Annotated in this window: 23 protein-coding genes; 18 read left to right on the top strand and 5 right to left on the bottom strand. The window is 66.7% G+C overall.

Going from position 1 to position 23,019, the window contains the following annotated elements; translation table 11 throughout:
* The first annotated feature begins 14 nt into the window (after window positions 1-14).
* The 4 genes from QQ25_RS26870 (at window position 15) to QQ25_RS26855 (ending at window position 3,545) form a co-directional block, all read left to right on the top strand.
* Window positions 15-560: a TetR/AcrR family transcriptional regulator gene (locus tag QQ25_RS26870; RefSeq protein ID WP_039382706.1), complete on the top strand. Its 546-nt coding sequence runs from the start codon at window positions 15-17 to the stop codon at window positions 558-560.
* Between the two features lie 19 nt (window positions 561-579).
* Window positions 580-1,068, top strand: coding sequence for a glutathione peroxidase (locus QQ25_RS26865; protein WP_039382106.1), 489 nt, complete (start codon window positions 580-582; stop codon window positions 1,066-1,068).
* Window positions 1,069-1,148: 80 nt separating this feature from the next.
* Window positions 1,149-1,853 (top strand): DUF2334 domain-containing protein, encoded by a 705-nt coding sequence (locus tag QQ25_RS26860; RefSeq protein ID WP_039382104.1) that lies wholly within the window; start codon window positions 1,149-1,151, stop codon window positions 1,851-1,853.
* Window positions 1,854-1,874: 21 nt separating this feature from the next.
* Window positions 1,875-3,545 carry an FAD-binding dehydrogenase gene (locus QQ25_RS26855; RefSeq protein ID WP_039325289.1) on the top strand — a complete coding sequence of 557 codons (1,671 nt, stop codon included), beginning with the start codon at window positions 1,875-1,877 and terminating at the stop codon, window positions 3,543-3,545.
* A 39-nt stretch (window positions 3,546-3,584) separates the two neighbouring features.
* Here the strand turns inward: QQ25_RS26855 and QQ25_RS26850 are convergent, their stop codons facing one another.
* Window positions 3,585-4,223, bottom strand: a complete 639-nt coding sequence (locus QQ25_RS26850; RefSeq protein WP_039382102.1) for an MBL fold metallo-hydrolase — start codon at window positions 4,221-4,223, stop codon at window positions 3,585-3,587.
* A gap of 46 nt (window positions 4,224-4,269) precedes the next feature.
* Here QQ25_RS26850 and QQ25_RS26845 point away from each other — a divergent pair, with 46 nt between their 5' ends.
* The 7 genes from QQ25_RS26845 (at window position 4,270) to QQ25_RS26815 (ending at window position 9,646) form a co-directional block, all read left to right on the top strand.
* Window positions 4,270-4,905, top strand: a complete 636-nt coding sequence (locus tag QQ25_RS26845; RefSeq protein WP_039325375.1) for a hypothetical protein — start codon at window positions 4,270-4,272, stop codon at window positions 4,903-4,905.
* A gap of 10 nt (window positions 4,906-4,915) precedes the next feature.
* The gene (gene purS / locus QQ25_RS26840; RefSeq protein WP_039325373.1) at window positions 4,916-5,155 is read left to right on the top strand and encodes a phosphoribosylformylglycinamidine synthase subunit PurS; all 240 of its coding nucleotides are present in this window, start codon (window positions 4,916-4,918) and stop codon (window positions 5,153-5,155) included.
* Entirely contained in the window at window positions 5,152-5,826 is a 675-nt protein-coding gene (gene purQ / locus QQ25_RS26835) for a phosphoribosylformylglycinamidine synthase subunit PurQ (protein WP_039382100.1), read from the top strand. Before purS ends, purQ begins: the two co-directional genes overlap by 4 nt.
* A gap of 111 nt (window positions 5,827-5,937) precedes the next feature.
* Window positions 5,938-6,222: a type VII secretion target gene (locus QQ25_RS26830; RefSeq protein ID WP_039382097.1), complete on the top strand. Its 285-nt coding sequence runs from the start codon at window positions 5,938-5,940 to the stop codon at window positions 6,220-6,222.
* Entirely contained in the window at window positions 6,223-7,563 is a 1,341-nt protein-coding gene (locus QQ25_RS26825) for a hypothetical protein (protein ID WP_039382096.1), read from the top strand.
* The gene (locus tag QQ25_RS26820; protein ID WP_131546239.1) at window positions 7,560-8,285 is read left to right on the top strand and encodes a hypothetical protein; all 726 of its coding nucleotides are present in this window, start codon (window positions 7,560-7,562) and stop codon (window positions 8,283-8,285) included. Before QQ25_RS26825 ends, QQ25_RS26820 begins: the two co-directional genes overlap by 4 nt.
* A complete protein-coding gene (locus tag QQ25_RS26815) occupies window positions 8,282-9,646 on the top strand; it encodes a 9-bladed beta-propeller domain-containing protein (RefSeq protein ID WP_234711986.1) in 1,365 nt (454 codons plus the stop codon). Before QQ25_RS26820 ends, QQ25_RS26815 begins: the two co-directional genes overlap by 4 nt.
* Before the next feature lie 81 nt (window positions 9,647-9,727).
* Here QQ25_RS26815 and QQ25_RS26810 read toward each other — a convergent pair whose 3' ends face one another.
* The gene (locus QQ25_RS26810; protein ID WP_039382092.1) at window positions 9,728-10,525 is read right to left on the bottom strand and encodes a family 1 encapsulin nanocompartment shell protein; all 798 of its coding nucleotides are present in this window, start codon (window positions 10,523-10,525) and stop codon (window positions 9,728-9,730) included.
* The gene (locus tag QQ25_RS26805) at window positions 10,522-11,550 is read right to left on the bottom strand and encodes a Dyp-type peroxidase (RefSeq protein WP_039325281.1); all 1,029 of its coding nucleotides are present in this window, start codon (window positions 11,548-11,550) and stop codon (window positions 10,522-10,524) included. Before QQ25_RS26805 ends, QQ25_RS26810 begins: the two co-directional genes overlap by 4 nt.
* 50 nt (window positions 11,551-11,600) lie before the next feature.
* On the opposite strand from QQ25_RS26805, the gene QQ25_RS26800 reads away from it, so the two are divergent.
* From QQ25_RS26800 to QQ25_RS26780, 5 genes are all read left to right on the top strand, one after another.
* A complete protein-coding gene (locus tag QQ25_RS26800) occupies window positions 11,601-12,884 on the top strand; it encodes a M18 family aminopeptidase (protein WP_039382091.1) in 1,284 nt (427 codons plus the stop codon).
* 15 nt (window positions 12,885-12,899) lie between these two features.
* On the top strand, window positions 12,900-13,247 hold the full coding sequence (locus QQ25_RS26795; protein ID WP_039325276.1) for a VOC family protein: 348 nt from the start codon (window positions 12,900-12,902) through the stop codon (window positions 13,245-13,247).
* Window positions 13,248-13,384: 137 nt separating this feature from the next.
* Complete coding sequence (gene purL, locus QQ25_RS26790) at window positions 13,385-15,703, top strand: phosphoribosylformylglycinamidine synthase subunit PurL (RefSeq protein ID WP_039382700.1); 2,319 nt, start codon at window positions 13,385-13,387, stop codon at window positions 15,701-15,703.
* Window positions 15,700-17,427, top strand: coding sequence for an alpha/beta hydrolase (locus QQ25_RS26785; protein WP_039382090.1), 1,728 nt, complete (start codon window positions 15,700-15,702; stop codon window positions 17,425-17,427). Before purL ends, QQ25_RS26785 begins: the two co-directional genes overlap by 4 nt.
* Window positions 17,427-18,077 (top strand): Rv0804 family intramembrane glutamic endopeptidase, encoded by a 651-nt coding sequence (locus tag QQ25_RS26780; protein ID WP_039382089.1) that lies wholly within the window; start codon window positions 17,427-17,429, stop codon window positions 18,075-18,077. Before QQ25_RS26785 ends, QQ25_RS26780 begins: the two co-directional genes overlap by 1 nt.
* Here QQ25_RS26780 and QQ25_RS26775 read toward each other — a convergent pair.
* Both QQ25_RS26775 and QQ25_RS26770 read right to left on the bottom strand, forming a co-directional pair.
* Window positions 17,998-19,263, bottom strand: coding sequence for a hypothetical protein (locus tag QQ25_RS26775; protein WP_039382085.1), 1,266 nt, complete (start codon window positions 19,261-19,263; stop codon window positions 17,998-18,000). The genes QQ25_RS26780 and QQ25_RS26775 overlap by 80 nt on opposite strands.
* Before the next feature lie 66 nt (window positions 19,264-19,329).
* Window positions 19,330-20,538 carry an MCE family protein gene (locus tag QQ25_RS26770; RefSeq protein ID WP_052236094.1) on the bottom strand — a complete coding sequence of 403 codons (1,209 nt, stop codon included), beginning with the start codon at window positions 20,536-20,538 and terminating at the stop codon, window positions 19,330-19,332.
* A gap of 18 nt (window positions 20,539-20,556) precedes the next feature.
* Here QQ25_RS26770 and QQ25_RS26765 point away from each other — a divergent pair, with 18 nt between their 5' ends.
* Window positions 20,557-20,946: a sterol carrier family protein gene (locus tag QQ25_RS26765; RefSeq protein ID WP_039325264.1), complete on the top strand. Its 390-nt coding sequence runs from the start codon at window positions 20,557-20,559 to the stop codon at window positions 20,944-20,946.
* Window positions 20,947-21,131: 185 nt separating this feature from the next.
* On the top strand, window positions 21,132-22,832 hold the full coding sequence (gene aspT, locus QQ25_RS26760; RefSeq protein WP_039325263.1) for an aspartate-alanine antiporter: 1,701 nt from the start codon (window positions 21,132-21,134) through the stop codon (window positions 22,830-22,832).
* Window positions 22,833-23,019: the final 187 nt, after the last annotated feature.

The following is a 23,019-nucleotide window of genomic DNA, read 5'->3' as shown; positions in this document are numbered from 1 at the left end:
ATAAGATGACGCGCATGGGCTATCACCATGGCGACCTGAAGGCCGTGATTCTCGCTCAGGCCGCCACGCTGGTGGCCGAGCGCGGCGCCGACGGCATCTCGCTGCGCGAGCTCGCGCGGGCCGCAGGCGTGTCACACGCGGCGCCCGCCCACCATTTCACCGACCGGCGCGGGCTGTTCACCGCACTGGCCACCGAAGGATTCCGGCTCCTGGCCGCCGCACTGACCGGGGCCCGCCCGCAATTCATCGACGCCGCGAAGGCCTACGTGCGCTTTGCCCTCGACCACCCCGGCCACTACGAGGTGATGTTCGACAAGTCGCTCTACGACGACACCGACGCTGAACTGGTCGCCGCAGCCTCGGCCGCCGGCGCCGAACTGAACCGCGGCGTCGGCACACTGACCGACCCCAAGGCGGCCGCTGATCCGGCGAGTGCCGCGCTTGCCGCTTGGTCTCTGGTGCACGGTTTTTCGATGCTGTGGCTCAACGATGCGATCGACACCGCGGGCGATCCGATCGCCAAGGTGGAGAGTTTGGCCGAGATCCTGTTCGACAAGTAGGTCCGGTAGCGTCGGGGCGATGAGCCTCAACGACATCCCGCTGACCACTCTCGATGGCAAGCCGACAACTTTGGCCGAATTGGCCACCGGCGCAGTCCTGGTGGTCAACGTAGCCTCCAAATGCGGGCTGACGCCGCAGTACACCGCGCTGGAGAAGCTCGCCCAGGAATACGGCCCGCGCGGGCTGACCGTCGTCGGCGTGCCCTGCAACCAGTTCATGGGCCAGGAGCCGGGCAGCGCGGAGGAGATCCAGACCTTCTGCTCGACCAACTATGGCGTGACGTTCCCGTTGCTCGCCAAAACCGACGTCAACGGCGTCGACCGCCACCCGCTCTACGCCGAGCTCACCCAGGCCGCCGACGCGGCCGGCGAGGCCGGGGACATCCAGTGGAACTTCGAGAAGTTCCTGCTCGCCCCGGGCGGCACGGTGGCCAACCGGTTCCGGCCCCGCACCGAGCCGGATGCACCCGAGGTCATCGCGGCCATCGAGGCCGTCCTGCCCGCCTGACCGACGGCTCTGGCCGAATGGACATTCTGCGTCAGAGTGTTCGACACCGTCCCGACATGTGACGTTGCCACACTGGCAGCGTGACCGGACAACTCATCGTCTCGATATCGCAGATCAGCGACCGCACGCTGGCCGATGTCGTGGCGTTCTGCGCCGAGCTCGATGCCCGTGGCGTTCCCGCGTCGTTGATGGTGGCACCGCGGCTCAAGGGCGGCTACCGGTTGGACCGGGACGCCCACACCGTGGACTGGGTGGCGCAACGCCGCACCGGCGGCGACGCCGTTGTCCTGCACGGCTACGACGAGGCGGCCACCAAGAAGCGGCGCGGCGAGTTCGCCTCGTTGCCCGCCCATGAGGCCAACCTGAGGCTGATGGGCGCCGACCGGGTCCTCGAACACCTCGGGTTGCGCACCAGGTTGTTCGCCGCTCCCGGCTGGACGGTATCGCAGGGCACGGTGACCGCATTGCCGCGCAACGGCTTTCGTTTGCTCGCTGACCTCAACGGCATCACCGACCTGGTCCGTCAGACCACGACCCGCGCCCGGGTGGTGGGCATCGGAGAAGGATTCCTGTCGGAGCCATGGTGGTGCCGCACCGTGGTGCTCGCGGCCGAACGGACGGCGCGTCGCGAGGGGACGGTGCGCGTCGCGGTCGCCGCACGGCATCTGCGCAGGCCCGGCCCGCGCCAGGCGATGCTGGACGCGATAGACCTGGCTTTGCTGCACCGCTGCGTGCCCACGGTCTATCGATGGCAAGGCCTTGCGGTACTGACCGACGCCGCCTGACTAGGGCTAGTCTTGCGTCTCATGGCAGACGCCGATGTCATTGTCGTGGGGGCGGGTCTGGCCGGACTGGTCGCCGCGTGCGAACTGGTGGAGCACGCCGACCGAACCGGAAACCATGGCCAGGGGCTCCGTGTGCTCGTCCTGGATCAGGAGAATGCCGCCAACCTCGGAGGGCAGGCCTTCTGGTCCTTCGGCGGCCTGTTCTTCGTCGACAGTCCCGAACAGCGCAGGCTCGGTATACGTGACAGTCAGGAACTGGCCCTGCAGGACTGGTTGGGCACCGCAGGCTTCGACCGGCCCGAAGACCACTGGCCCCGCGAGTGGGCTCATGCCTACGTCGACTTCGCCGCAGGCGAGAAGCGCAGCTGGCTGCGCGCCCGGGGATTGCAGACCTTCCCGTTGGTCGGATGGGCCGAGCGGGGCGGTTACGGCGCACTGGGCCACGGCAATTCGGTGCCGCGCTTTCACATCACCTGGGGGACCGGCCCGGCCATCGTCGACGTCTTCGCCCGCCGGTTGTCGGATGAGCCCCGAGTGCGGTTCGCGCATCGACACCGGGTCGATGAACTCATCGTCTCCGAGGGCGCCGTCGTCGGGGTACGGGGTGCGGTACTTGAGCCGTCCGATGCGCCTCGCGGCGCGCCGTCGTCACGGAACGTCGTCGGAGAGTTCGAGTTCCGCGCATCCGCGGTGATCGTGGCCAGCGGCGGCATCGGCGGCAATCACGATCTCGTCCGCAAGAATTGGCCGGCGCGCATGGGACGGGTGCCCGAGCAATTGCTCAGCGGCGTGCCTGCCCACGTCGACGGCCGCATGATCGGCATCTCCGAGACCGCCGGTGCTCACGTCATCAACAGCGACCGGATGTGGCACTACACCGAAGGCATCACCAACTACGATCCGATCTGGCCCGACCACGGGATCCGCATTCTGCCGGGCCCATCCTCATTGTGGTTGGATGCCAACGGGAAACGGCTGCCCGGGCCGCTGTACCCCGGGTTCGACACCCTCGGGACGCTCGAACACATCTGCCGCACCGGGCAGGATTACACCTGGTTCATCCTCAACGCGCGGATCATTGCCAAGGAGTTCGCGCTGTCCGGCCAGGAGCAGAACCCCGACCTCACGTCGCGCAGTGTGCGTGATGTGCTGGCGCGAGTACGCCCCGGTGCGCCGGCGCCCGTACAGGCATTCGTCGACCGCGGCGTCGACTTCGTCAGCGCACGCTCGCTGCGCGAACTGGTGGCCGCGATGAACGATGTGCCGGATGTGGCCGAAATCGACTACGCCACGGTGGCGGCCGAGGTGACCGCGCGAGACCGCGAGGTGGTCAACAAGTTCACCAAGGACGGGCAGGTCACCGCGATTCGGGCGGCCCGCGGCTACCTCGGTGACCGGTTCACCCGCGTCGTCGCCCCGCACCGGCTGACCGACCCGAAGGCGGGTCCCCTGATCGCCGTCAAACTGCACATCCTGACCCGAAAGTCCTTGGGCGGGTTGGAAACCGACTTGGACTCACGGGTACTCAAATCCGACGGTGCCGTATTCCCCGGCCTCTACGCCGCAGGCGAGGCGGCCGGGTTCGGCGGAGGAGGGGTGCACGGTTACCGGTCGCTGGAGGGGACCTTCCTCGGCGGCTGCATCTTCTCCGGGCGCGCGGCCGGACGGGGTGCGGCCGCGGATATCGCCTGAGAACTGCTCGCGGTCAGAAGCCCACGGCCGAGCCGTGCATCAAAATTCGGTGCCGTTCTCCTCGGACAGCACCTGGAAATCGGTGTTCGTCATCTCGGCCAGCCGCCCGTAATAGATCCCCCGCGCATTCGGCTCGACGATGCCCTGATGGATGGGCACGGCCCGCGTCGGAGCCACCGCGCGCAGGAAGTCCACGGCCTCAGAGATTTTCATCCACGGTGCGGCTGCCGGCGTGGCCAGCACGTCGACCGGTTCGCCGGGGACGAACAGGGCGTCACCCGGGTGCATGAGCCGTGCCGGATGTTCGTCGTCGCCCAGCAGGTACGAAATATTGTCGATCACAGGGATTTCCGGGTGGATCACCGCGTGCTTGCCGCCGGCCCCTCGTACGTTGAGTGCGCCGATCCGGAACTCGTCACCGGGATGCACGGCCCGCCAGGGCTCACCCAACTGGGCCGCGGTCTGCGGATCGGCATACAGCGCGGCCTGGGGGTTGGCGGCGATCAGCGCGGGCAGTCGGGCGGTATCGACGTGGTCAGGGTGCTGGTGGGTGATCAGGATGGCCGACAAGCCGGTGATGCCTTCGAAACCGTGCGAGAAGTTTCCCGGGTCGAACAGCACGGTGGTTTCCGAAATGCTGGCCAGTAGGCACGAATGTCCGAAATGCGTGAGTTGCATACCTATATTGTGGCGCTCGGTGGGGATATGGCGGGTGATCGTGGCGATGTCATTCGTGCTCTGCGGGCTGGCCGCAGCGCCCCCTTCAGCCTGGCCGGACCCCGGCGCCGACTGTCCGCCCCTGTGTGACCGCATCCCGGATTCGGCGTGGATCGCCACGTCGAACCTTCCGTTGGACCGGCAGTACCACTGGCCCGGGCTGGCCGGTTTGGCGGTGACCGCGACCGCTCCACGCTTCCGCTTCGAAGAGGAATGCGCGTCGCCGCCGATACCGGGGGATCCGCGCGAGTACGCCGTGGCGGCGCGATCGGAGGTCGGGCAGCCCGACGGGGACTGGCAACTGCGCGTCCAGGTCATCCACTGGCGCGGGGAGACGTGGCAGGGCGGTCAGACAGCCCTGGCGGTGGTTCAGGGGGCGGCCGGCGCGTTGCGCAGCTGCCCGGGGGCCGGGACGTCGATCACCACCGATCGGCCCGGGAGGCTCGCGGCGGCCATCAACTTCGGCAATACCCGGGTCCTGCACCAGTACCTGATCGCCGATCCGCGCAACAGCACCGTGGTCGAGCTGGCCATGTGGTCGAGCACACCGCCACGGGTCGCGTGGTCGGCGCCGGCGGATCGCCGGGTGCTCGATGCGCTGACCGACCCACTGTGCACGGCCTACATAGGGTCGTGCCGGTAGAGTGTGCGCCGTGGCAAAGGTGGTTGTGCACGTCATGCCCAAGGCGGAGATCCTCGACCCGCAGGGTCAGGCGATCGTCGGGGCACTTGGTCGGCTCGGACATGGTGGCATCTCGGACGTCCGTCAGGGCAAGCGTTTCGAGCTCGAAGTCGACGACTCCGTAGCCGACGAAACCCTGGCCGAGATCGCGGAATCTCTGCTGGCCAACACTGTTATCGAGGACTTCTCGGTGAGCCGGGAGGGCGTGTGACCACCCGTGTCGGGGTGATCACCTTCCCAGGGACGCTCGACGACGTCGACGCGGCCCGTGCGGTCCGGCTGGCCGGGGCCGAGGCGGTCAGCCTGTGGCACGCCGATGCCGACCTCAAGGGCGTGGACGCAGTCGTCGTCCCTGGCGGTTTCTCCTACGGCGACTACCTGCGCTGCGGTGCGATCGCGAAGTTCGCACCCGTCATGGGCTCGGTCGTCGAATCTGCCGGTCGCGGCATGCCGGTGCTGGGTATCTGCAACGGCTTTCAGGTGCTGTGCGAGGCCGGCTTGCTGCCCGGCGCCTTGACACGGAACGCCGGCCTGCATTTCATCTGCCGTGATGTGTGGCTGGAAGTGGCGTCGAGCACCACGGCGTGGACGACCCGGTACGACGCCGGCGCGGACCTTTTGATCCCGTTGAAATCGGGGGAGGGCCGCTATGTCGCCTCCGAAGCCGTGCTCGACGAACTCGAGGGCGAGGACCGCGTGGTGTTCCGCTATCGCGAGAACCTCAACGGCTCGATGCGCGGCATCGCGGGCGTGTGCTCGGCCAACCGCCGCGTCGTCGGCCTGATGCCGCACCCCGAACATGCCACCGAGGCATTGACCGGTCCGTCCGATGACGGGCTCGGACTGTTCTACTCCGCGCTGGACGCGGTTCTTTCGGTCTGACCTTCACGCTCTAATTCGGTGCGGTGACTCCCACGCACGCGGTGTTAGATTCAATCGCGACATTGGTGTGCTAGCGAAGCATCGCTGGCTTGAAACATCCTTGGGGGCGCGGTGTTAGTCGATCCGGACGTGTTGCGCAGCTTTGCTGCACAGGTGGATGCAGTGTCTGCTGAAATCAGCGGGCTGGATGTCGGCAAAACCGCGACCACCAGTGCGGACGGACTGCCTGGATCCGAAACACAGTGGGCGGCACGCCTGGTAGGCGAGCATCTGGGCCTGGTGGCCACTGACATCGCGAACGATATCGGTGCTATGGGCCGAGCCGTCCGTGGCGCCGGTGACCGGTATGAAGTGGACGACGCGGCACTCGCCACTAGCTTCAAAGGACTGTTCTGAGTGTTGCCGTCGCGTTCCCGGCTACAAAGCTGGAACCCTCAATCGCTGGATCCTGCCGGGGCTTCGATCAAGGCCGCAGGAGAGTCCTTTTACACAGCGGTCCGCAACCTCGACGACCGCATCGATCGGATGCCTGAGTCGCGAGGGTGGGCCGGCAAAGCCCACGATGCTGCTGCGGACATGTTCGTAAAAGCAACCGACAGAGCTTCGGCGTTCAAGGATTACACCGAGGACTTCGGAGGCGCATTGCAGAGCGGCAGTGCGTGGATTGGCGCTGCCCGCCAGGGTTTGCTTGCCAAGGCTGACGAGATTGACGCAAGTGAACTCCATGTCACTGACCAGTGGGTTGTCTTGATCGACCCGGCGGAAATGTCAGCCGAAAAAGCTGCGAAACTCCAGAAGCAGGCTGAGGCCGCGCAAAGCGAAGTCAATCGACTACTCGTGGCGGTAGATGAAGCCGATGGTGCAACGAGGGGAAGGCTGCTCGCGGTAAGGGCCAGCAAAGGGGCCCCATTCGGGCAAATGGTCGAGGGACCGCCCAAAATTCTACCACCTCCCCCGGCTGACGACGTGCCGAACCCTGAGACCGAAGAGGGTAGGAAATTCCAAGAGATAGCGCGCGCCCAGGACATGGCAACGACTGTTCGCGAAGTAACTCATACGAAAGACCCACGGGGCAATGAGGTCACGACGTACACGATGCTTGACGGCAGTCAGCAGATCGCAACGGAGTACCTAGAAGACTTGCCGAGCCAGATGGACTACCCGATCGGGACCCTCCGAGTCCTCCATCTCGACAAGAACGGTAATTGGATATCCGACACGACTACCACTCCCCGTCAGGACGGCGGAAAAACCACTGAGGTGACGTGGGCTGATGGCACGCACATGACCATCTCCCAGAACCCGGATGGAACCCGATCCGGCGACTGTCTGACGGCAGACAAAAAATATGCGGTGCTGCCGGATTCGTTTTTCCAAGATCCCATACCGACGTTGACAGGCGGTGCGCTTTCGGGGCTGGAGGTAAAGGCAGGCGCGGGCATCCAAGGGATCAGCCCACACGTCCTTGATGGGCTGAAGGCAGGCGCAAAGTGGGGCGGCCCGGCAATGGGCATCGCGCAGATGGCTCTCGGGGTATATATGGGCGATTCCGCGTACGAGAAATGTGTCGCCGCCTGGTCCGGTGGAATCGGATTGGCCGGAGGTTTGGCCACCACTGTCGCGGTAGGTGCGATACCGGGTGTCGGTCCGCTCGCTGCGATGGGTGGAAATGCGGCGGGTGGATTCGTTTTTGGCTACGTTGGGAAGCTCGTCGGGAACGTGATGTGCGCGCCATGAAATCTTCCATCGCAGTCGGATATCTGTCTGTCCTTTTTGGCCCTTTCGGAGTGTTTTGCGTCATTTGGACGGTCATATTCCTCCAGCGCGGGGAGTTGCTGTCGGCGGTAGTGGCTTTGGGGTTCGCAGTGTTCGCTCTGGGTCTGGTTGCGATGCTGGTGATCGTCGCTTCTCGCAATGTCGTGCCACGTGCCGCTTGTCGGACTGGTAGCACCACCTTCAGGCCGGATTCCCGTGTTGACCGTTGTCTCATGTCGTCGACGGTCGCTGTGTTCCTTGCGATGGTTGTCTACGCGGTGTTCGCGCCCCTTGGCATGCTGAGTATCCCGGTACCTAGCGGAGACGAGAGATACTTCATATTCATTTCCGCTGCTGGAGTTCTTGTCGGAGTGTTCAGCGTGCGTCAGATCCTCAGGCAACGTGGAATGAGCTGTCTACGAATGAGTTTCGAAGGCATCGAGATAGGAAACACGATGTCCACAGCGCGGCGCTCCTGGAACGAACTGGCGGAAGTTGCGGACCGTCCACGGAATGGTCGCAAGCCCACCGGAACGACGTACATCACGACCACCGACGGTACGGTCCGAACGCTTCCGTCTGATTGGTACACGCCTGGGGGTAGCGAATTGCGGCAATTGGTGCGCTTCTACTGGGAGCATCCCGAACACCGCGAGGAACTCGCCGACGGCCGCGCGGTGGAGCGGCTCAAGGCAGCTGCATGAGTGCGCGGATGATGTCAAGGCACGTGCTGCCCTCGCCGTATTGGCGGCTATCAGTAGTGATCGTTGTCCTCCTGGCCGTAGTGGGCTGTGGCGGCAAAGCGACAGAGGGAAACCCGCAATCCGAGCCGATTGCGCCCAACTTGCCGCAACAGACGCTGTTGTCGTCGTCGATGCGCCAACAGCCGGTGCCTGGGTGGACAGTCACTGTAGGCGACCTCGGGCTAGCGCCCGGAACTGTGGTGCGGCCGGTAGGGAACATTGATGACCTGGGTGTATTCCTAGGGATTACCGATGAGGGTTGGTTGCTGCTCGGCCTCGATGTGTCTAGCGGTAAGCGGATGTTCGGGCCGGTGCGGCTTGGCCCAGCAGACGGCGCAACGGATTTCAATTGTTTCGTCAATGGGCCGCCGAAGGTGCTTTGTGTTCGGCAGAACTCTGGCCCCAACCTGCCGTCAACGGCTTGGGTCGTCGATACCACGTCCGGCGAACTAGTTTTCGACGGCCCGACGGATCTGCGCGTCGCTGGTCCGCAGGGCCAACCGAATCTCGAGCAATTTGCCGACTATGCAATCGCGTCGGTTGCGAATAAGGGTGTGTATGGCGTCGGTCCGCATGGTGAATTGACCTGGTTCGTACCAGGCGATGGAAATTTAACCTCGCAATTCACTGTGCGGCATCTCGACAGCATTCCGTCCGTTCTTGCAGTCCAGGGCACTGGCAAGGTCGCCGATCTCGTGTTCTCTGTGGCCGACGGCAAAGTCGTGAAACCGGTGATGCCGGACGGCGTTCAATTAGGCAGGGCGGTCGTCTATCCGGGCGGCTTCGGGTACGAGTACACCACGGCAGGCGACTACACGGCCGAGCGAGTTGCTTTCTTTGATAGCGGTGGCAACAAACTCGGTGAACCGGCGACCACGGGCACCTTAGAGACCCGGTCCCTCGACGTGCCAATTGTCGGGTCGAAGGCAAGAGACCTCGTCCTTACCGTCGAAGGGCAACAGCTTCTCGAGCTGCCCCCGTCAGTGCCTTCCCCGTACGCCCGTCTGATCGGATCTCGATTCTTCGTTGCATCGGACGCCGATCACCGAGTGTGGGAGCAATTTGATCTACGAACTGGTGAGGCCGGCAAAACCTGCCACGGCGAAAGCCTTTGGACGTACTACATCGGCTCTGACGGAGAAGTTGCCGTTGCGCGCGACGAGGGCAACGGACTAGTAGCAGGTGTGGATCTGACGACCTGCGACGTGCTGTGGTCGATACCCGGTCCTGCTTCACATGAAGCAAAAGAGGTCTGGAAGGTCAATACCACTCTGGTTCAACGCACCAACGATCGATTGTTCTCGTTGGTATCCCCGCCCTAACGGGCATCGCACCGCGAGCGACCGCTGAGGTACGCGAGCGGCGGGCCGGCGTACCGACACGCGCGCTCGCGGTGGGCGAAACTAGGCGGTGAGGGCGACCGAGGCCTCGGCGGTATAGGCCAGGAACGTCAGGGTCTCCTGCAGGTACAGCTGCACGCTCTCGGCATCGTGGGACAGGTAGCCGATCGAGACATCGGTGCCCAGCTGCAGGTCGAAATCCCCACCGCGAGTGGATAACACGAACGCGCCGTCGATCGCGGGCGCCCAGATGATCTCGCCGTCCACCAGTCGGCTCAGGTGCTCGCGGATCGGATAACCGTGCGCGGTCGTCTCACTCACCTTTGTGTAGGTCTCGGCCGAGAGCAGCACCGAGTACGGCCCGTCGACGCCGGCGAGGCGCAGTTCCGAAAGAGCCTGGGCGATCACGTCCGGAATTTCGCGGGCGTCGTCGGGCAGGGCCAGCGCCGGGTTGGAGCTGGAGCTGCGGATGCCTTCGATCGAAGCCGCGGGATAGCCCTCGAAGATCGCCCGGTCCTCGACGAACGCCAGCTTCTTGGCGGCATCCTTGACGGGATCCCAGTCGGAGTCCTGGGCGCCACGCTCGACATCGTCAATCGCGGTGCGCGACACCGTGAACGGAACCCGCAGGCGCACAAGTGGCCTGGCTTCACGTAGGTGGGCGACCACGCCGTCACCAGGCGAGCTGACGTCGAGCAGGTGGCCCGTACTGATCGCCGCGGTGACCGGGCCGCCGGGCTCGCTGACATCGACCACGCGGCGGCCGGCGATGTGACGCTTGAAGGTCCGGCTTGCCTCGAGTTCGATCTCGGCCCAGGCGGCCTCGGTGACCGGGGCGAGCTCGCGGTACAGGTTGTTCATTGCGGGATTCCTTTCAGACTGCCGATGCCGAGCGAGCCGTCGTGGCCCTGAGCCGGTGGAGATTCCGCTGCCGCCGCCTCGTCGGGGGAGGTCGGCAGCGGCGGTGGATCATCCAGAAAGTCGATCGTGGGCGTGAAGAACAGGCCACCGGTGACGGCGGTGGAGAAATCCAGGATGCGATCGGTGTTTCCGGGCGGATCGCCGATGAACATGTTGGTCAACATCCGCTCGGTGACCGCGGGTGTGCGCGAATAACCGATGTAGTAGGTGCCGAATTCGCCCTTGCCGATCTCACCGAACGGCATGTTGTGCCGGATGATCTTGAGCTCGTTGCCGTCGTCGTCTTCGATCACGTTGAGCGCCACGTGCGAATTGGGAGGTTTGACCGCATCGTCGAGTTCGATGTCGTCGAGTTTGGTGCGGCCGATCACCCGCTCCTGCTCCTCGGTGGACAGCGAATTCCACGAGCTCATGTCGTGGGTGTACTTCTGCACGTGCACATAGCAGCCACCGGCGAAATCGGGATCCTCCTCACCGATCTGGCTGGCATTGGCGGCCACCGAACCGTTCGGATTCTCGGTGCCGTCGACAAAGCCGAGCAGATCCCGGTTGTCGAAGAACTTGAACCCGTGCACCTCGTCGACGATCGTCACCGCGCCCGCCAGCGCATCGGCGAATTTGGTGGCGAGTTCGAAGCACACGTCCATGGACTCGGCGCGCAGGTGGAACAGCAGATCACCCGGAGTTGCCGGGGCCCGGTGACGCGGGCCCTCCAACGGGACGAACGGGTGCAGTTCGGCGGGGCGGGGACCGGAGAACAGGCGGTCCCAGGCGTCGGACCCGATCGACACGATCGCCGACAGGTGCTTGGTGGGGTCACGGAAGCCGATGGCGCGCACCAGACCTGAGATGTCCGCCAGGGTGTCGTGAACCGTCGGTTCGCCGCCCTCGGCGATGGTCATGACCATGAACACGGCGGCCGGCGTCAGCGGGGCCAGGACCGGCTGGGGCTGTGGTGCGGGCACAACGTGAACCCTAACGCGGCGCGCGGCGGAAACCCGGTCAAGATAGAGATATGGCAGCCAGCCCCCAGAGCATGTGCGAATTCATCGATGCCTCGCCGTCACCGTTTCACGTATGCGCCACCGCGGCGCAGCGTCTGCGTGATGCGGGGTTCACCGAGCTGGCCGAGACCGACAGCTGGCCCGCCACCGCGAGCGGTGAATCGGGCCTGAGCGGAAGATTCTTCACGGTGCGGGCGGGTTCGCTGGTCGCGTGGAATACCGAGCGGACCGAACCGGCCGCGCCGTTCCGGGTGGTCGGCGGCCACACCGACAGTCCGAATCTGAGGGTCAAGCAGCACCCTGACCGCGTCGTCGCCGGCTGGCAGGTGGTCGCGCTGCAGCCCTATGGCGGGGCCTGGCTGAATTCCTGGCTGGACCGCGACCTCGGGATCAGCGGCCGCCTCTCGGTGCGCCGGGGTCCGACGATCGAGCATCTGCTGGTGCGGATCGACGATCCGATCCTGCGTGTGCCTCAGCTCGCCATCCACCTCTCCGAGGACCGCAAGGGCGTCAGCCCCGACCCGCAGCGCCACGTCAACGCGGTGTGGGGCCTGGGGGAACGCCCCGGATCGTTCCTGCGGTTCGTCGCCGAGCGGGCCGGGGTCGACGAGCGCGACGTGCTGGGCTTCGATCTGATGACCCACGACCTGACGCCGTCGGCGGTCACGGGCGCCGACGGGGAGTTCGTCAGCGCGCCCCGGCTGGACAACCAGGCCACCTGCTACGCGGGATTGGAGGGTTTCCTGGCGGCCGATTCCGTCGGTCACATCCCCGTGCTGGCGTTGTTCGACCACGAGGAGGTCGGCTCGACGTCGGATCACGGCGCCCAGTCCGAGCTGCTGCCGACCGTGCTGGAACGCATCGTGCTCGCCGCAGGCGGTACCCGGGAGGACTTCCTGCGCCGGCTGGCCGGATCGATGGTGGCCTCCGGGGACATGGCGCACGCGACGCACCCGAACTACCCGGACCGTCACGAGCCGGGCCATCTGATCGCTGTCAACGCCGGTCCCGTGCTCAAAGTGCAGCCCAATCTGCGCTACGCCACCGACGGCCGGACCGCGGCGGCGTTCGCGCTGGCCTGCGATCAGGCCGGGGTGCCGCTGCAGCGCTACGAGCACCGGGCCGATCTGCCGTGCGGGTCGACCATCGGCCCCATGACATCGGCACGCACCGGGATCCCCACCGTCGACGTCGGGGCGGCGCAACTCGCGATGCATTCGGCCAGGGAGTTCATGGGTGCCGGCGATGTGGCCGCCTACGCGGCGGCATTGCGGGCGTTTTTGTCACCGGCCTGATCTAGGGTCGGCGCCATGGCACTGTCTGTGGAGATGATCACGTTCGACTGCAGCGATCCCGACGCATTGGCCCAGTGGTGGGCGCAGGCCGTGGGTGGTGACGTAAATGCCTTTGCGCCAGGTGAATTCGTCATGCTGCAAGGGTCTGACGGCCCGAGGCTGGGGTTTCAGAAGGTTCCGGACCCGACGCCGGGGAAGAACCGGATCCACCTCGACTTCCATGCTGCAGACATGGAGGCCGAGGTGGCGCGGCTGGTGGCACTCGGGGCCGCCGAGACCGGTCGGCACAGCTTCGGCCCGGAGTTCAACTGGGTTGTGCTCGCCGACCCCGAGGGCAACGCCTTCTGCATCGCGGGTTCATAGCGCCAAGCCCGACGGGCGAGACGGCCCTTGCTGCCGAGCTTCCGCATCCGCTGAGTATGCCGCCGTGCGGGCAGGTGGAGGCGCAGTCAGCTTTCGCCGGTCGGACGTGCAATATCGGCAACGATAGACTCGTGGGCGTGACGTCTGAGCTCACCCACGACACCGACACTGTTGAGCGGGCAGCCGCCACCCCCGATCAGCCCCAGCCGTACCGCGAACTCGGTCTCAAGGACGACGAGTACCAGCGGATTCGCGAGATCCTGGGCCGCCGCCCCACCGACGCCGAACTGGCCATGTACTCGGTGATGTGGAGCGAACACTGCTCCTACAAGTCCTCGAAGGTGCACCTGCGCTACTTCGGTGAGACCACCACCGACGAGATGCGCGCCGGCATGCTGGCCGGTATCGGCGAGAACGCCGGCGTCGTCGACATCGGTGACGGCTGGGCCGTCACCTTCAAGGTCGAGTCGCACAACCACCCGTCCTACGTCGAGCCCTACCAGGGCGCGGCCACCGGCGTCGGCGGCATCGTCCGCGACATCATGGCGATGGGTGCCCGCCCGGTCGCTGTCATGGACCAGCTGCGCTTCGGCGCGGCCGACGCCCCCGACACCCGTCGCGTGCTCGACGGTGTGGTGCGCGGTGTCGGCGGCTACGGCAACTCGCTGGGCCTGCCCAACATCGGCGGCGAGACGATCTTCGACCCGTCCTATGCCGGCAACCCACTGGTCAACGCGCTGTGCGTGGGTGCGCTGCGCAAAGAGGATCTGCACCTGGCGTTCGCCTCGGGAACCGGCAACAAGATCATCCTGTTCGGTGCGCGCACCGGCCTGGACGGCATCGGCGGTGTCTCGGTGCTGGCGTCGGACACCTTCAGCGGCGACGAATCCGGTGCGGGCCGCAAGAAGCTCCCGAGCGTTCAGGTGGGCGACCCGTTCACCGAGAAGGTGCTCATCGAGTGTTGCCTCGAGCTGTACTCGGCCGGCCTGGTGGTCGGCATCCAGGACCTTGGCGGAGCCGGATTGTCCTGTGCCACATCCGAACTCGCGTCCGCCGGGGACGGTGGGATGCGCATCGAGCTGGATCAGGTGCCGCTGCGGGCCAAGGACATGACCCCGGCCGAGGTGCTCTCCAGCGAGTCCCAGGAACGCATGTGCGCCGTGGTGACGCCGGAGAACGTCGACGCGTTCATGGCCGTCTGCCGCAAATGGGAAGTGCTGGCCACGGTGATCGGTGAGGTCACCGACGGGGACCGGTTGCAGATCACCTGGCGCGGCGAGACCGTGGTCGATGTCCCGCCCCGCACCGTGGCCCACGAGGGCCCGGTCTACCAGCGTCCGGTGGCCCGTCCCGACACCCAGGACGCGCTGGTCGCCGACACCTCGGCCAAGCTGCCCCGCCCGCAGACCGGTGACGAGCTCAAGGCCACGCTGCTGGCGCTGATCGGCAGCCCTCACCTGTGCAGCCGGGCGTTCATCACCGAGCAGTACGACCGCTACGTGCGCGGCAACACCGTGCTGGCCGAACACGCCGACGGCGGTGTGCTGCGCATCGACGAGACGACCGGCCGCGGCATCGCCGTGTCCACCGACGCCTCGGGCCGCTACACCCAGCTCGACCCGTACACCGGTGCGCAGCTCGCGCTGGCCGAGGCCTACCGCAACGTCGCGGTCACCGGCGCCACCCCGGTCGCTGTGACCAACTGCCTCAACTTCGGGTCCCCCGAAGACCCCGGCGTGATGTGGCAGTTCAGCCAGGCCGTCCGCGGGCTCGCCGACGGCTGTGCCGCCCTTGGCATTCCGGTCACCGGCGGCAACGTCAGCTTCTACAACCAGACCGGTTCGACGGCGATCCTGCCCACTCCGGTGGTCGGCGTGCTCGGCGTGTTGGAAGATGTGCGCCGACGTGTCCCTACGTCTCTCGGCACCGAACCGGGTGAGACGCTGCTGCTGCTCGGCGACACCCACGACGAGTTCGACGGATCGGTCTGGGCCCAGGTCACTGGTGATCACCTGGGCGGGGTTCCGCCGAAGGTGGACCTGGCCCGCGAGAAGCTGCTGGCCGAAGTGCTGACCGCGGCGTCGCGTGACGGCCTGATCTCCGCGGCCCACGACCTGTCCGAGGGCGGGCTCATCCAGGCCGTCGTGGAGGCCGCGCTGGCCGGTGAAACCGGTTGCCGGGTCATCCTTCCGGAGGACCTCCCAGAAGGCGTGACGCCGTTTGTCTTCCTGTTCTCGGAGTCTGCGGGCCGCGTGCTCGTCGCGGTGCCCCGCACCGAGGAGAGCCGGTTCCGGGCGATGTGTGAGGCCAGGGACCTGCCGGTGACCCGGGTCGGTGTCGTCGACCAGGGCCCCGAAGGCGGCGAACCCTCGATCGAGGTCCAAGGCCAGTTCAGTATCAGCCTCGCGGAGCTACGGAGCACGTCGGAGGGCGTGCTGCCCGGGCTGTTCGGGTGACGGCGAAAAACCTCAACGAACGTCATCCTCTGCTGCGCTGGGCCTGGAGCCTGGTGCGACTGGACTTCGTCGGCATCGCCGTCGGAGCCCTGTTCTTCTGCCTGTCGCTGACCCCGTCGCTGCTGCCGCGTGACTGGTTGTTCGCCGGGCTGATCGGCGGCATCAACTTCGCCATCGGCTACGGCATCGGCGTCCTGCTGGGAAATGCGCTGTACCGCTTCGTGTTACGCAAACGCGCCTGGTGGCCACCGTCCAAGCAGCAGTTGTTCTGGCTGCAAGCATTCGTCGTGGTGGGCACGGCCATCGCCGGAGTGCTGATGCTGATCCCCGCGGCGGCATGGCAACGGCAGGTCTCGGCGTTGATGGGCATGGAAGGTCCGGCCACACTCGGCTATCTGCGCACCCTGATCATCGCGGTGGCGGTGGGCGCCGCACTGATCGCAACCGCGCGAATGCTGCGCGATGCCGTGCGGTCGCTGGCCAGATTGTTCATCCGGCGCTGGCACCTGCACCGCGAGGTGGCCCAGTTCATCGGAACCGCCATCGTGGTGGTGTTGGTGATCACCCTTGTCAACGGCGTGCTCTACCGCGGATTCCTGGCCGGCGCGAGCCGGGTCTTCCAGCCACAGGACGCCACCACCCGAGAGGGTGTCAGCCAACCGACCGAACGTGAAAGGTCTGGCAGCCCAGACTCATTCGCGGCGTGGGACTCGCTGGGATTCCAGGGGCGCAACTTCGTCGCGACCGGCCCGCGTGCCGCCGAGCTCGAAGAGGTCAACGGTGCGCCGGCCAAGGAACCCATCCGCGTTTACGCCGGCCTGCACACCGCCGAAACCGAGGATCAGCGAATTGCGGTGCTGCTCAGCGAACTCGAACGCACCCATGCCTTCGACCGCCAGCTGCTGGTCATCGTCCCCACCACCGGCACAGGCTGGGTCAACCCGGTGGCCGCCCGGGCGCTGGAGATGATGTACAACGGGGACACCGCGATGGTCGGTATGCAGTATTCATATCTGCCGAGCTGGATTTCGTTCATGGCCGACCGGGAGAAATCCATGGACATCGGCAGGCTGATGATCGACGCGATCCACGAGCGTTGGGAGCAGCTGCCTCCCGAACGCCGCCCGAAGCTGGTGCTCTACGGCGAGAGCCTCGGATCGATGGGCGGCCAGGGCGCGTTCAGCTGGCTGCCCGACATCTCCCGGATGGGCTTCTCCTCGGTCCTCTGGGTCGGCCCGCCCAACGCCAGCCCGCTGTGGCGGGGCCTGACCGAGCGTCGCGATCCGGGCACGCCGCAAGTGCGCCCCCGCTACGACAACGGCCGCACCGTGCGGTTCTCGGAGGCCGCCAGCGCGGCCGAGATCGCCGACGACGCCGCGGCGCCGTGGGAGGGCACCCGCGTGCTGTTCCTGCAGCACCCATCCGATCCGATCATCTGGTGGTCGACGGATCTGCTGTTCTCCGAACCGGATTGGCTGGTCGAGCCGCCGGGCGGGGACCGCACGACCTCGATGCGCTGGTATCCGATCATCACGTTCTGGCAGGTGGCCGCCGACATCACCAACGCGTCGAGCGTTCCGGCCGGACACGGGCACAACTACGGCCATTGGGTGCTCGACGGGTGGGCGGCAGTGGCGCCACCCGAGGGGTGGACATCCGAGGACACCGAGCGCATCAGGGTGGCGCTGGAAAAGAGCCAGGCCAACGACGGACCCGAATTCTGATGGCGGCCGGTCGGATTCACGCGGTGGGGCTGGCCACGGGGCTGGTCGTGTGGAACGGCTTGGTCGATCCCCGGCTACCGGGCCGGTGGCAGCCGCTGGTACGCGCCGCGCTGGGCAGCTTGCTGATGGTCGCGACGGGCGCGCGTGCGGGGCTGCGCCCACCGGCGTTGTGGTCCGGTCTGAGGCTGGGCGCGGTCGCAGCGACCGCGGTGAGCGCGGGTGTCGCGGCGACTTCGGCGGTGCCGTTGGTGCGGACCGAGATGCGCGACAAGGTGCTGCCCGGAAATCCGGGGCGATGGTTGGCACTGCGGATCCCGCTCGGGACCGTTTGGCCTGAAGAGGCCGCCTTCCGGGCCGCACTGTCCAAAGTCGGCACCGAGGCGTTCGGCCCGGCAGGCGGTCAGATGTTGCAGGCCACGGCCTTCGGGCTGTCACACATCGCCGACGCCCGCGCCGCGGGCCAGCCCGTGATCCCGACCGTTCTGGTCACGGGGATCGCCGGATGGGTGTTCGGCCGGTTCGCGCAACGCTCGGGCAGCCTGGCCGCGTCGGTGTTGACCCACCTGGCGATCAATGAGGTAGGTGCGCTGGCTGCACTGGCCTACCAAGCCGCGCCAAAAGCGCTGCCACCGCCAGGAGCGCCGCGGTGACGGCCGGCGGCGCCAGCGCGGGCACCGAGAAATCGGTGACCCGCAGCGGAACCAGCACCACACACACCACGACGACCACCAGGATCAGGCGCGGCGCCTGCTGTGCGGCCGCTGATCCCTCGACCCGCGAATTGGCCTCGGTGACAACCACATAGACGACGAGGAGAAGTAGTGCAGGGACCGTGAGCTGCAATCTGCCCAGATGTTCCTGAAACCGGCAGGACGCCACCGCGAGCAGACACATCACCGCGGGAACCAGGATCGCCACCTCGGGCCCCGAGCCGAACAACCGTCCCGCGACGCGGGTGGCCGCCCACGTCAGAGCCAGCAGCGCCGCAGAGCCCACGCACAACGCCCCGGTGGCGAACCAATAGAACCCGGCGTCGGCGAAGAACTGGGAGATGATCAGCGAGAGGTTCACGGCGGTGGTGTGGAAACCGCCGGTCGAGCCGATGTTGGCGGCCAGCAACAGGGCGATCGCGCCGAGCGCGGTGATGCCGACCGCGGCGCCCACTGGGCGTGCCACCGACGCCAGGCGTCCGCTGACCACCGTCGCCGCCTCGAATCCCACCAGCCCCAGGCCGAGCGGTATGGCCGCAGCCGTGGCGAGCAGAACCGAATCGACGTGGCTCGGCCCGAACTCCATCGGGGGCGTGCCAGAGAACACTCGGGCCACGATCGCCAGCGCCATGTAGAAGAAGATCAGCAGGCCCACGCCGGCCAGCGCAGCGGCCGTCGCGCCCACCGCCCGGGTGGGCAGATACGCCACCACCGCGCCCGCGATGACCACCACGGTCACCGACCACCCCGGCCACCACCAGCCCGCCAGCGCAGTCTCCAGATCCGGTGCCCCGGTCAATGGCTGCAGCGCGAGGGTGAGCGCGGCACCCACGCCCAACAACACGTACGCCGCCAGCTGGATCAGGCTGGTGAACCGCCCGGCGGCCGCGCCCACGGTGGAGGCGACCAGATCGCCCGTCGACACCGCATCCGGGGCATGCCGGTGAAGCCGGGCGAACGCGAAAACCAACACCGCGGCTATCGCGGCGGCACACAAGCCGGCGACCCCGTTGAACGCCGCACCCCCGATCGGCGCGAGCGAAAGACCGAGGGCGCGCCAGGCGGGCAGCGCGGGAGGCCAGGCTGCGGGCTGTTGCGGGCTCGCTCGTACTGCGCGCTTAGGCATCGGCACTACCGTTCACGAGTCCCCTTTATCGCGCGAAGCTCTCCCTGGCTCAAGATCGTAAAGGCGTCACGGGTTGATCGTGGGCTCACCGATCTGCCGCCCCCAGACGTAGTCGACGAATATCGGCGAGCCGAGCTCGACGTGGTTGTAAGGCGCGATCGACAGGCCGGTGTCCATCACCAGATACGGCGCGGGCCACAGGTCCTTGGTGATCGGCTTCCAGCAACCGGGCTTGCCCTCGGGCCCGCCCTTGGCGTTGACCCGCGGGAGGTTGTCCGGATACACGTAGGTGTTGCCCACGCCGAAGCTCGACAAGGTCCCCGTGCTTTCGAACGAATATCCGTTATCGCCGCCGAACGTCGCATAGAAGGCGGGCGCGACGTCGTGGTAGTTGCGGATGGTGCAGAACAACTGCCCCTGATAGGCGTCGAACAGCTTCGACGTCGGGATGAGGTCCTGCGCGCCGCGCTGCAGGTACGGGCCGCCGCGCTCGAGGATGTCGGAACCGGTCGCGGCGAAACCGACGGCCGCCACCAGCGCGGCGTCGAGGTGGCCGCGCTGGGAGTTGAAGGTCCCGGCGCTGCGCGCGGCGTCGGCCAGGCCGTCGAACAGGTCGGGTCCGGCCGCCGCATAGCGCTCGCCGAGGTCGGCCAGTGCGGCGATGTCGTGGCGCAGCGCGGGCATGCGCGGGTTCACATCGTCGAGGATCGTGTTGCCGTCGGTCAGCGATTGCCCGAACGCACTGCCCAAACCCGTCAGCGCCTGGGCGGTGGCCGACAAGGTCTGGTTCAGCTTGATGGGGTCGACCTGTTCGGAGATGGCCGTGATGGTCTCGAACAAGGTGTTGAACTCTGTGGTGACCGCCGTGACGTCGATCGGTGTGGAGCTCGAAACCCGTTGCGAACTCGGATGTTCCGGCGAGGTGAAGGCCACGTACTTGTTTCCGAAAACCGTGGTCGCCTGTATCGAGGTCTGCACGTTGGCCGGCAGCAGGTCCAGGTACTTCGGGTTGATGTCGAGCCGCACCAACGCCCGCAGCGGGTCCCCGCCGTCGGTGCTCACCCCGCCCACCCGGCCGATCGGGACGCCGTTGTAGGTCACCTTGGACCCCGGATCGAGGACCAGGCCGGCCCGCGAGGCCAGCAGGGTCAGGGGCGTCTTGGCTTCGAATGCGCCCCGGAACTGCCCGACGATCAACCCGAACACCAGCGCAAGGATCAGCAACAGCACCGCACCGGCCGTGCGGTACGGCGGATCACGGTGATCGGCAAACACTTTGCGAGACTCTATGTCATGGCCGCGCGAGGCAGTGTCGATCCGCAGAAGACAAGGGCGGCGGTCGCCGCCGTGGCGGGGTGGCTGCGCGAACCCACCCGTGCCGAACCCGCTCGCGCCGAATTGGCCGAGGCGGTCCGCCTGACCGCGCGCACCCTCGCCGCGCTGGCGCCGGGCGCCAGCGTCGAGGTCAGGGTCCCGCCTTTCGTTGCGGTGCAGTGCATCGAAGGGCCGCGCCACACCCGGGGCAACCCGCCCAATGTCGTGGAGACGGATGCCCGCACCTGGCTGCTGCTGGCCACCGGACTGCTCGACCTCGACGCGGCCGGTGTGGCCGTACAGATGTCGGGATCGCGGGCCGGCGAGGTGGCCCGCTGGCTGCCCCTGGTACGGCTCGATGCCGAATGATCTGCGGATACTCCTGTACCCCAGCGGAAATGGAATCGGCGGTTGCGCCGCGTACAGCGGGGGATCCCGATAGATTCAGTCACGGTAAAGCCGTGGCCACCAGGCGATGACCGCTCGACAGTAGAGGAGCCGCCCCCAATGGTCCGTGCGTGTCTCTATGGCGAACTCCTGCGGGCGGGCGAGAGATGACCGTGATCGACCGCATCGTCTACGCGCTGGAATCGACGCCCGAGATCGCGCTCTTCCTCTGCCTGGCAATCGGGTTCGCGGTGGGCAAGGTGCGCGTCTGGAAGATCTCGCTCGGCGGCGTGGCCGGAACGCTGGTCGTCGCGATCCTGATCGGCATGCTCGGCGACATCAAGCTGAACGACGAAGTCAAGACCATCGCCTTCGCCTTGTTCATCTTCACGCTCGGCTACATCTCCGGGCCGACTTTCGTCGGCAGCCTCAATCGCCAAAGCCTGAAATACGCCGCATTCACGGTCATCGAGATCGCGTCGGTCCTCGGCATCACCGCCGCCGCGATCCTGCTGATGCGGCTGGACGTCGGTACCGCGGCCGGACTGCTCGCCGGCGGAGCCACCGAGTCTGCCGTGGTGGGCACGGCCGCCGACGCGATCGCCAGGCTGCCGCTGTCGGAATCCGAGATCGAGACGCTGCAGGCCAATGTGGGCACCGCGTACTCGATCTCCTACATCTGCGGGCTCATCACCATCGTGCTGCTGTCCAGTCAGATCTTTCCGCTCGTCATGCGTGTCTCCCTGCGGGACGAGGCGACCAAACTGTGGAAGAAGCTCGGCGGAGGCGCGGATGAGGACACCGCCACGCCGGCGGCACCGCGCATCGTCGGACGCGTCTATCGGGTGGAGACGGCGGCAGGTCAGACGGTCGCGCGCGTCCAGGACGGCCTGGGTGATGCCACGGCCATCGAGCAGATCTCCAGGGCGGGCAAGCTTCTCGAACTCCGTCCCGACCTCGAACTGGCCGAAAACGATGAAGTTCTCGTCGTGGGCCTGCGCGACAATCTCGTGCGAGTGCGCGACAACATCGGCGAGGAAGTCGCAGGCGACGACCTCACGATGGACATCGATGTGGCCGAGGTGGTGTTCACCTCCCGTGAGTACCGGACCACGACGCTCGGCCAGTTCAAGCGCGAGGTCAGCGTGAAAGACCGTCGCGGCGTGTTCCTCCAGCGCGTGACCCGCGGCGACCAGGACCTCCCCGTCAACGACGGGACCGTGATCCAGCACGGCGACATCGTTCGCCTCGTCGGCGCCTCCCGCGACCTCGACCGAGTGGTCGGCAGGGTCGGGTTCCGGCTCGACCCGACGGTCAAGATCGACCTCGTCTTCATCTCGGTTGGCATCGTTGCCGGCTTCCTCATCGGGGGCCTGGTCTGGCAGGTCGGAAGCATCCCGCTCACGCTCGGCACCGGCGGGGGTTGCCTGCTCACGGGTCTGCTGTTCGGCTGGATTCGCTCGAAGCGGCCGACGTTCGGGCAGTACGACTCGGATGCGGCCGACGTCATCAAGACGCTCGGGCTGGCCGTGTTCATCTGCGCCGTCGGATTGTCGTCGGGGCCGCAAGCGGTGGCGCTGGTCGAGCAGTTCGGGATCGGCCTCCCCATCGCCGGTATCGCGATGACCGCGATACCGGCGACCGTGTCGCTGCTGGTGGCGTGGAAGGTCATGCGCCTGCCGGCACCGCTCGCGCTGGGCGCCATCACCGGCCAGCAGTGCTCGACCCCCGGCGTCACCGCCGTCCAGCAGGCCGCGGGCAACGCCACGCCGCTGATGGCCTACACCATCGTCTACGCCTTCTCCAACGTGGCGCTGCCGCTGCTCGGCCCGGTCGTGGTCGCGATGGCCCACGCCATGGGCTCCTGACCGCCCCTCCGACGTCAGCGACATTCCGGAGCCCGCCTTAGCTGGAGCCGCGGGAGTGCGACATTTCTCACCATCCGTGGCGACTGTGACGTGCACCGGTCATTTGCCGGCCGGTCCACGGAAGTTCGCCTGGGCCTTTCCGATCCGAAACCCGGCCCTTTGCCACCCGAACGAGCGAATTCCGTTT

Source organism: Mycolicibacterium setense (assembly GCF_000805385.1).
Lineage (GTDB): Bacteria > Actinomycetota > Actinomycetes > Mycobacteriales > Mycobacteriaceae > Mycobacterium > Mycobacterium setense.
The sequence above is the reverse complement of the archived record's forward strand: the minus strand, read 5'-3'. Positions and strand labels throughout refer to the sequence as shown.

Bases quoted from the DNA above. Each gene is read 5' to 3' on its own strand.
- QQ25_RS26850 (WP_039382102.1), bottom strand. From the start codon at position 4,223: ATGCAACTCACGCATTTCGGACATTCGTGCCTACTGGCCAGCATTTCG.
- QQ25_RS26775 (WP_039382085.1), bottom strand. From the start codon at position 19,263: ATGCCTAAGCGCGCAGTACGAGCGAGCCCGCAACAGCCCGCAGCCTGG.
- QQ25_RS26865 (WP_039382106.1), top strand. From the start codon at position 580: ATGAGCCTCAACGACATCCCGCTGACCACTCTCGATGGCAAGCCGACA.
- QQ25_RS26780 (WP_039382089.1), top strand. From the start codon at position 17,427: ATGGCGGCCGGTCGGATTCACGCGGTGGGGCTGGCCACGGGGCTGGTC.
- QQ25_RS26845 (WP_039325375.1), top strand. From the start codon at position 4,270: ATGTCATTCGTGCTCTGCGGGCTGGCCGCAGCGCCCCCTTCAGCCTGG.
- QQ25_RS26815 (WP_234711986.1), top strand. From the start codon at position 8,282: ATGAGTGCGCGGATGATGTCAAGGCACGTGCTGCCCTCGCCGTATTGG.
- QQ25_RS26765 (WP_039325264.1), top strand. From the start codon at position 20,557: ATGGCCGCGCGAGGCAGTGTCGATCCGCAGAAGACAAGGGCGGCGGTC.
- QQ25_RS26810 (WP_039382092.1), bottom strand. From the start codon at position 10,525: ATGAACAACCTGTACCGCGAGCTCGCCCCGGTCACCGAGGCCGCCTGG.
- QQ25_RS26855 (WP_039325289.1), top strand. From the start codon at position 1,875: ATGGCAGACGCCGATGTCATTGTCGTGGGGGCGGGTCTGGCCGGACTG.
- aspT (WP_039325263.1), top strand. From the start codon at position 21,132: ATGACCGTGATCGACCGCATCGTCTACGCGCTGGAATCGACGCCCGAG.
- QQ25_RS26820 (WP_131546239.1), top strand. From the start codon at position 7,560: ATGAAATCTTCCATCGCAGTCGGATATCTGTCTGTCCTTTTTGGCCCT.
- QQ25_RS26800 (WP_039382091.1), top strand. From the start codon at position 11,601: ATGGCAGCCAGCCCCCAGAGCATGTGCGAATTCATCGATGCCTCGCCG.
- QQ25_RS26795 (WP_039325276.1), top strand. From the start codon at position 12,900: ATGGCACTGTCTGTGGAGATGATCACGTTCGACTGCAGCGATCCCGAC.
- QQ25_RS26870 (WP_039382706.1), top strand. From the start codon at position 15: ATGGGCTATCACCATGGCGACCTGAAGGCCGTGATTCTCGCTCAGGCC.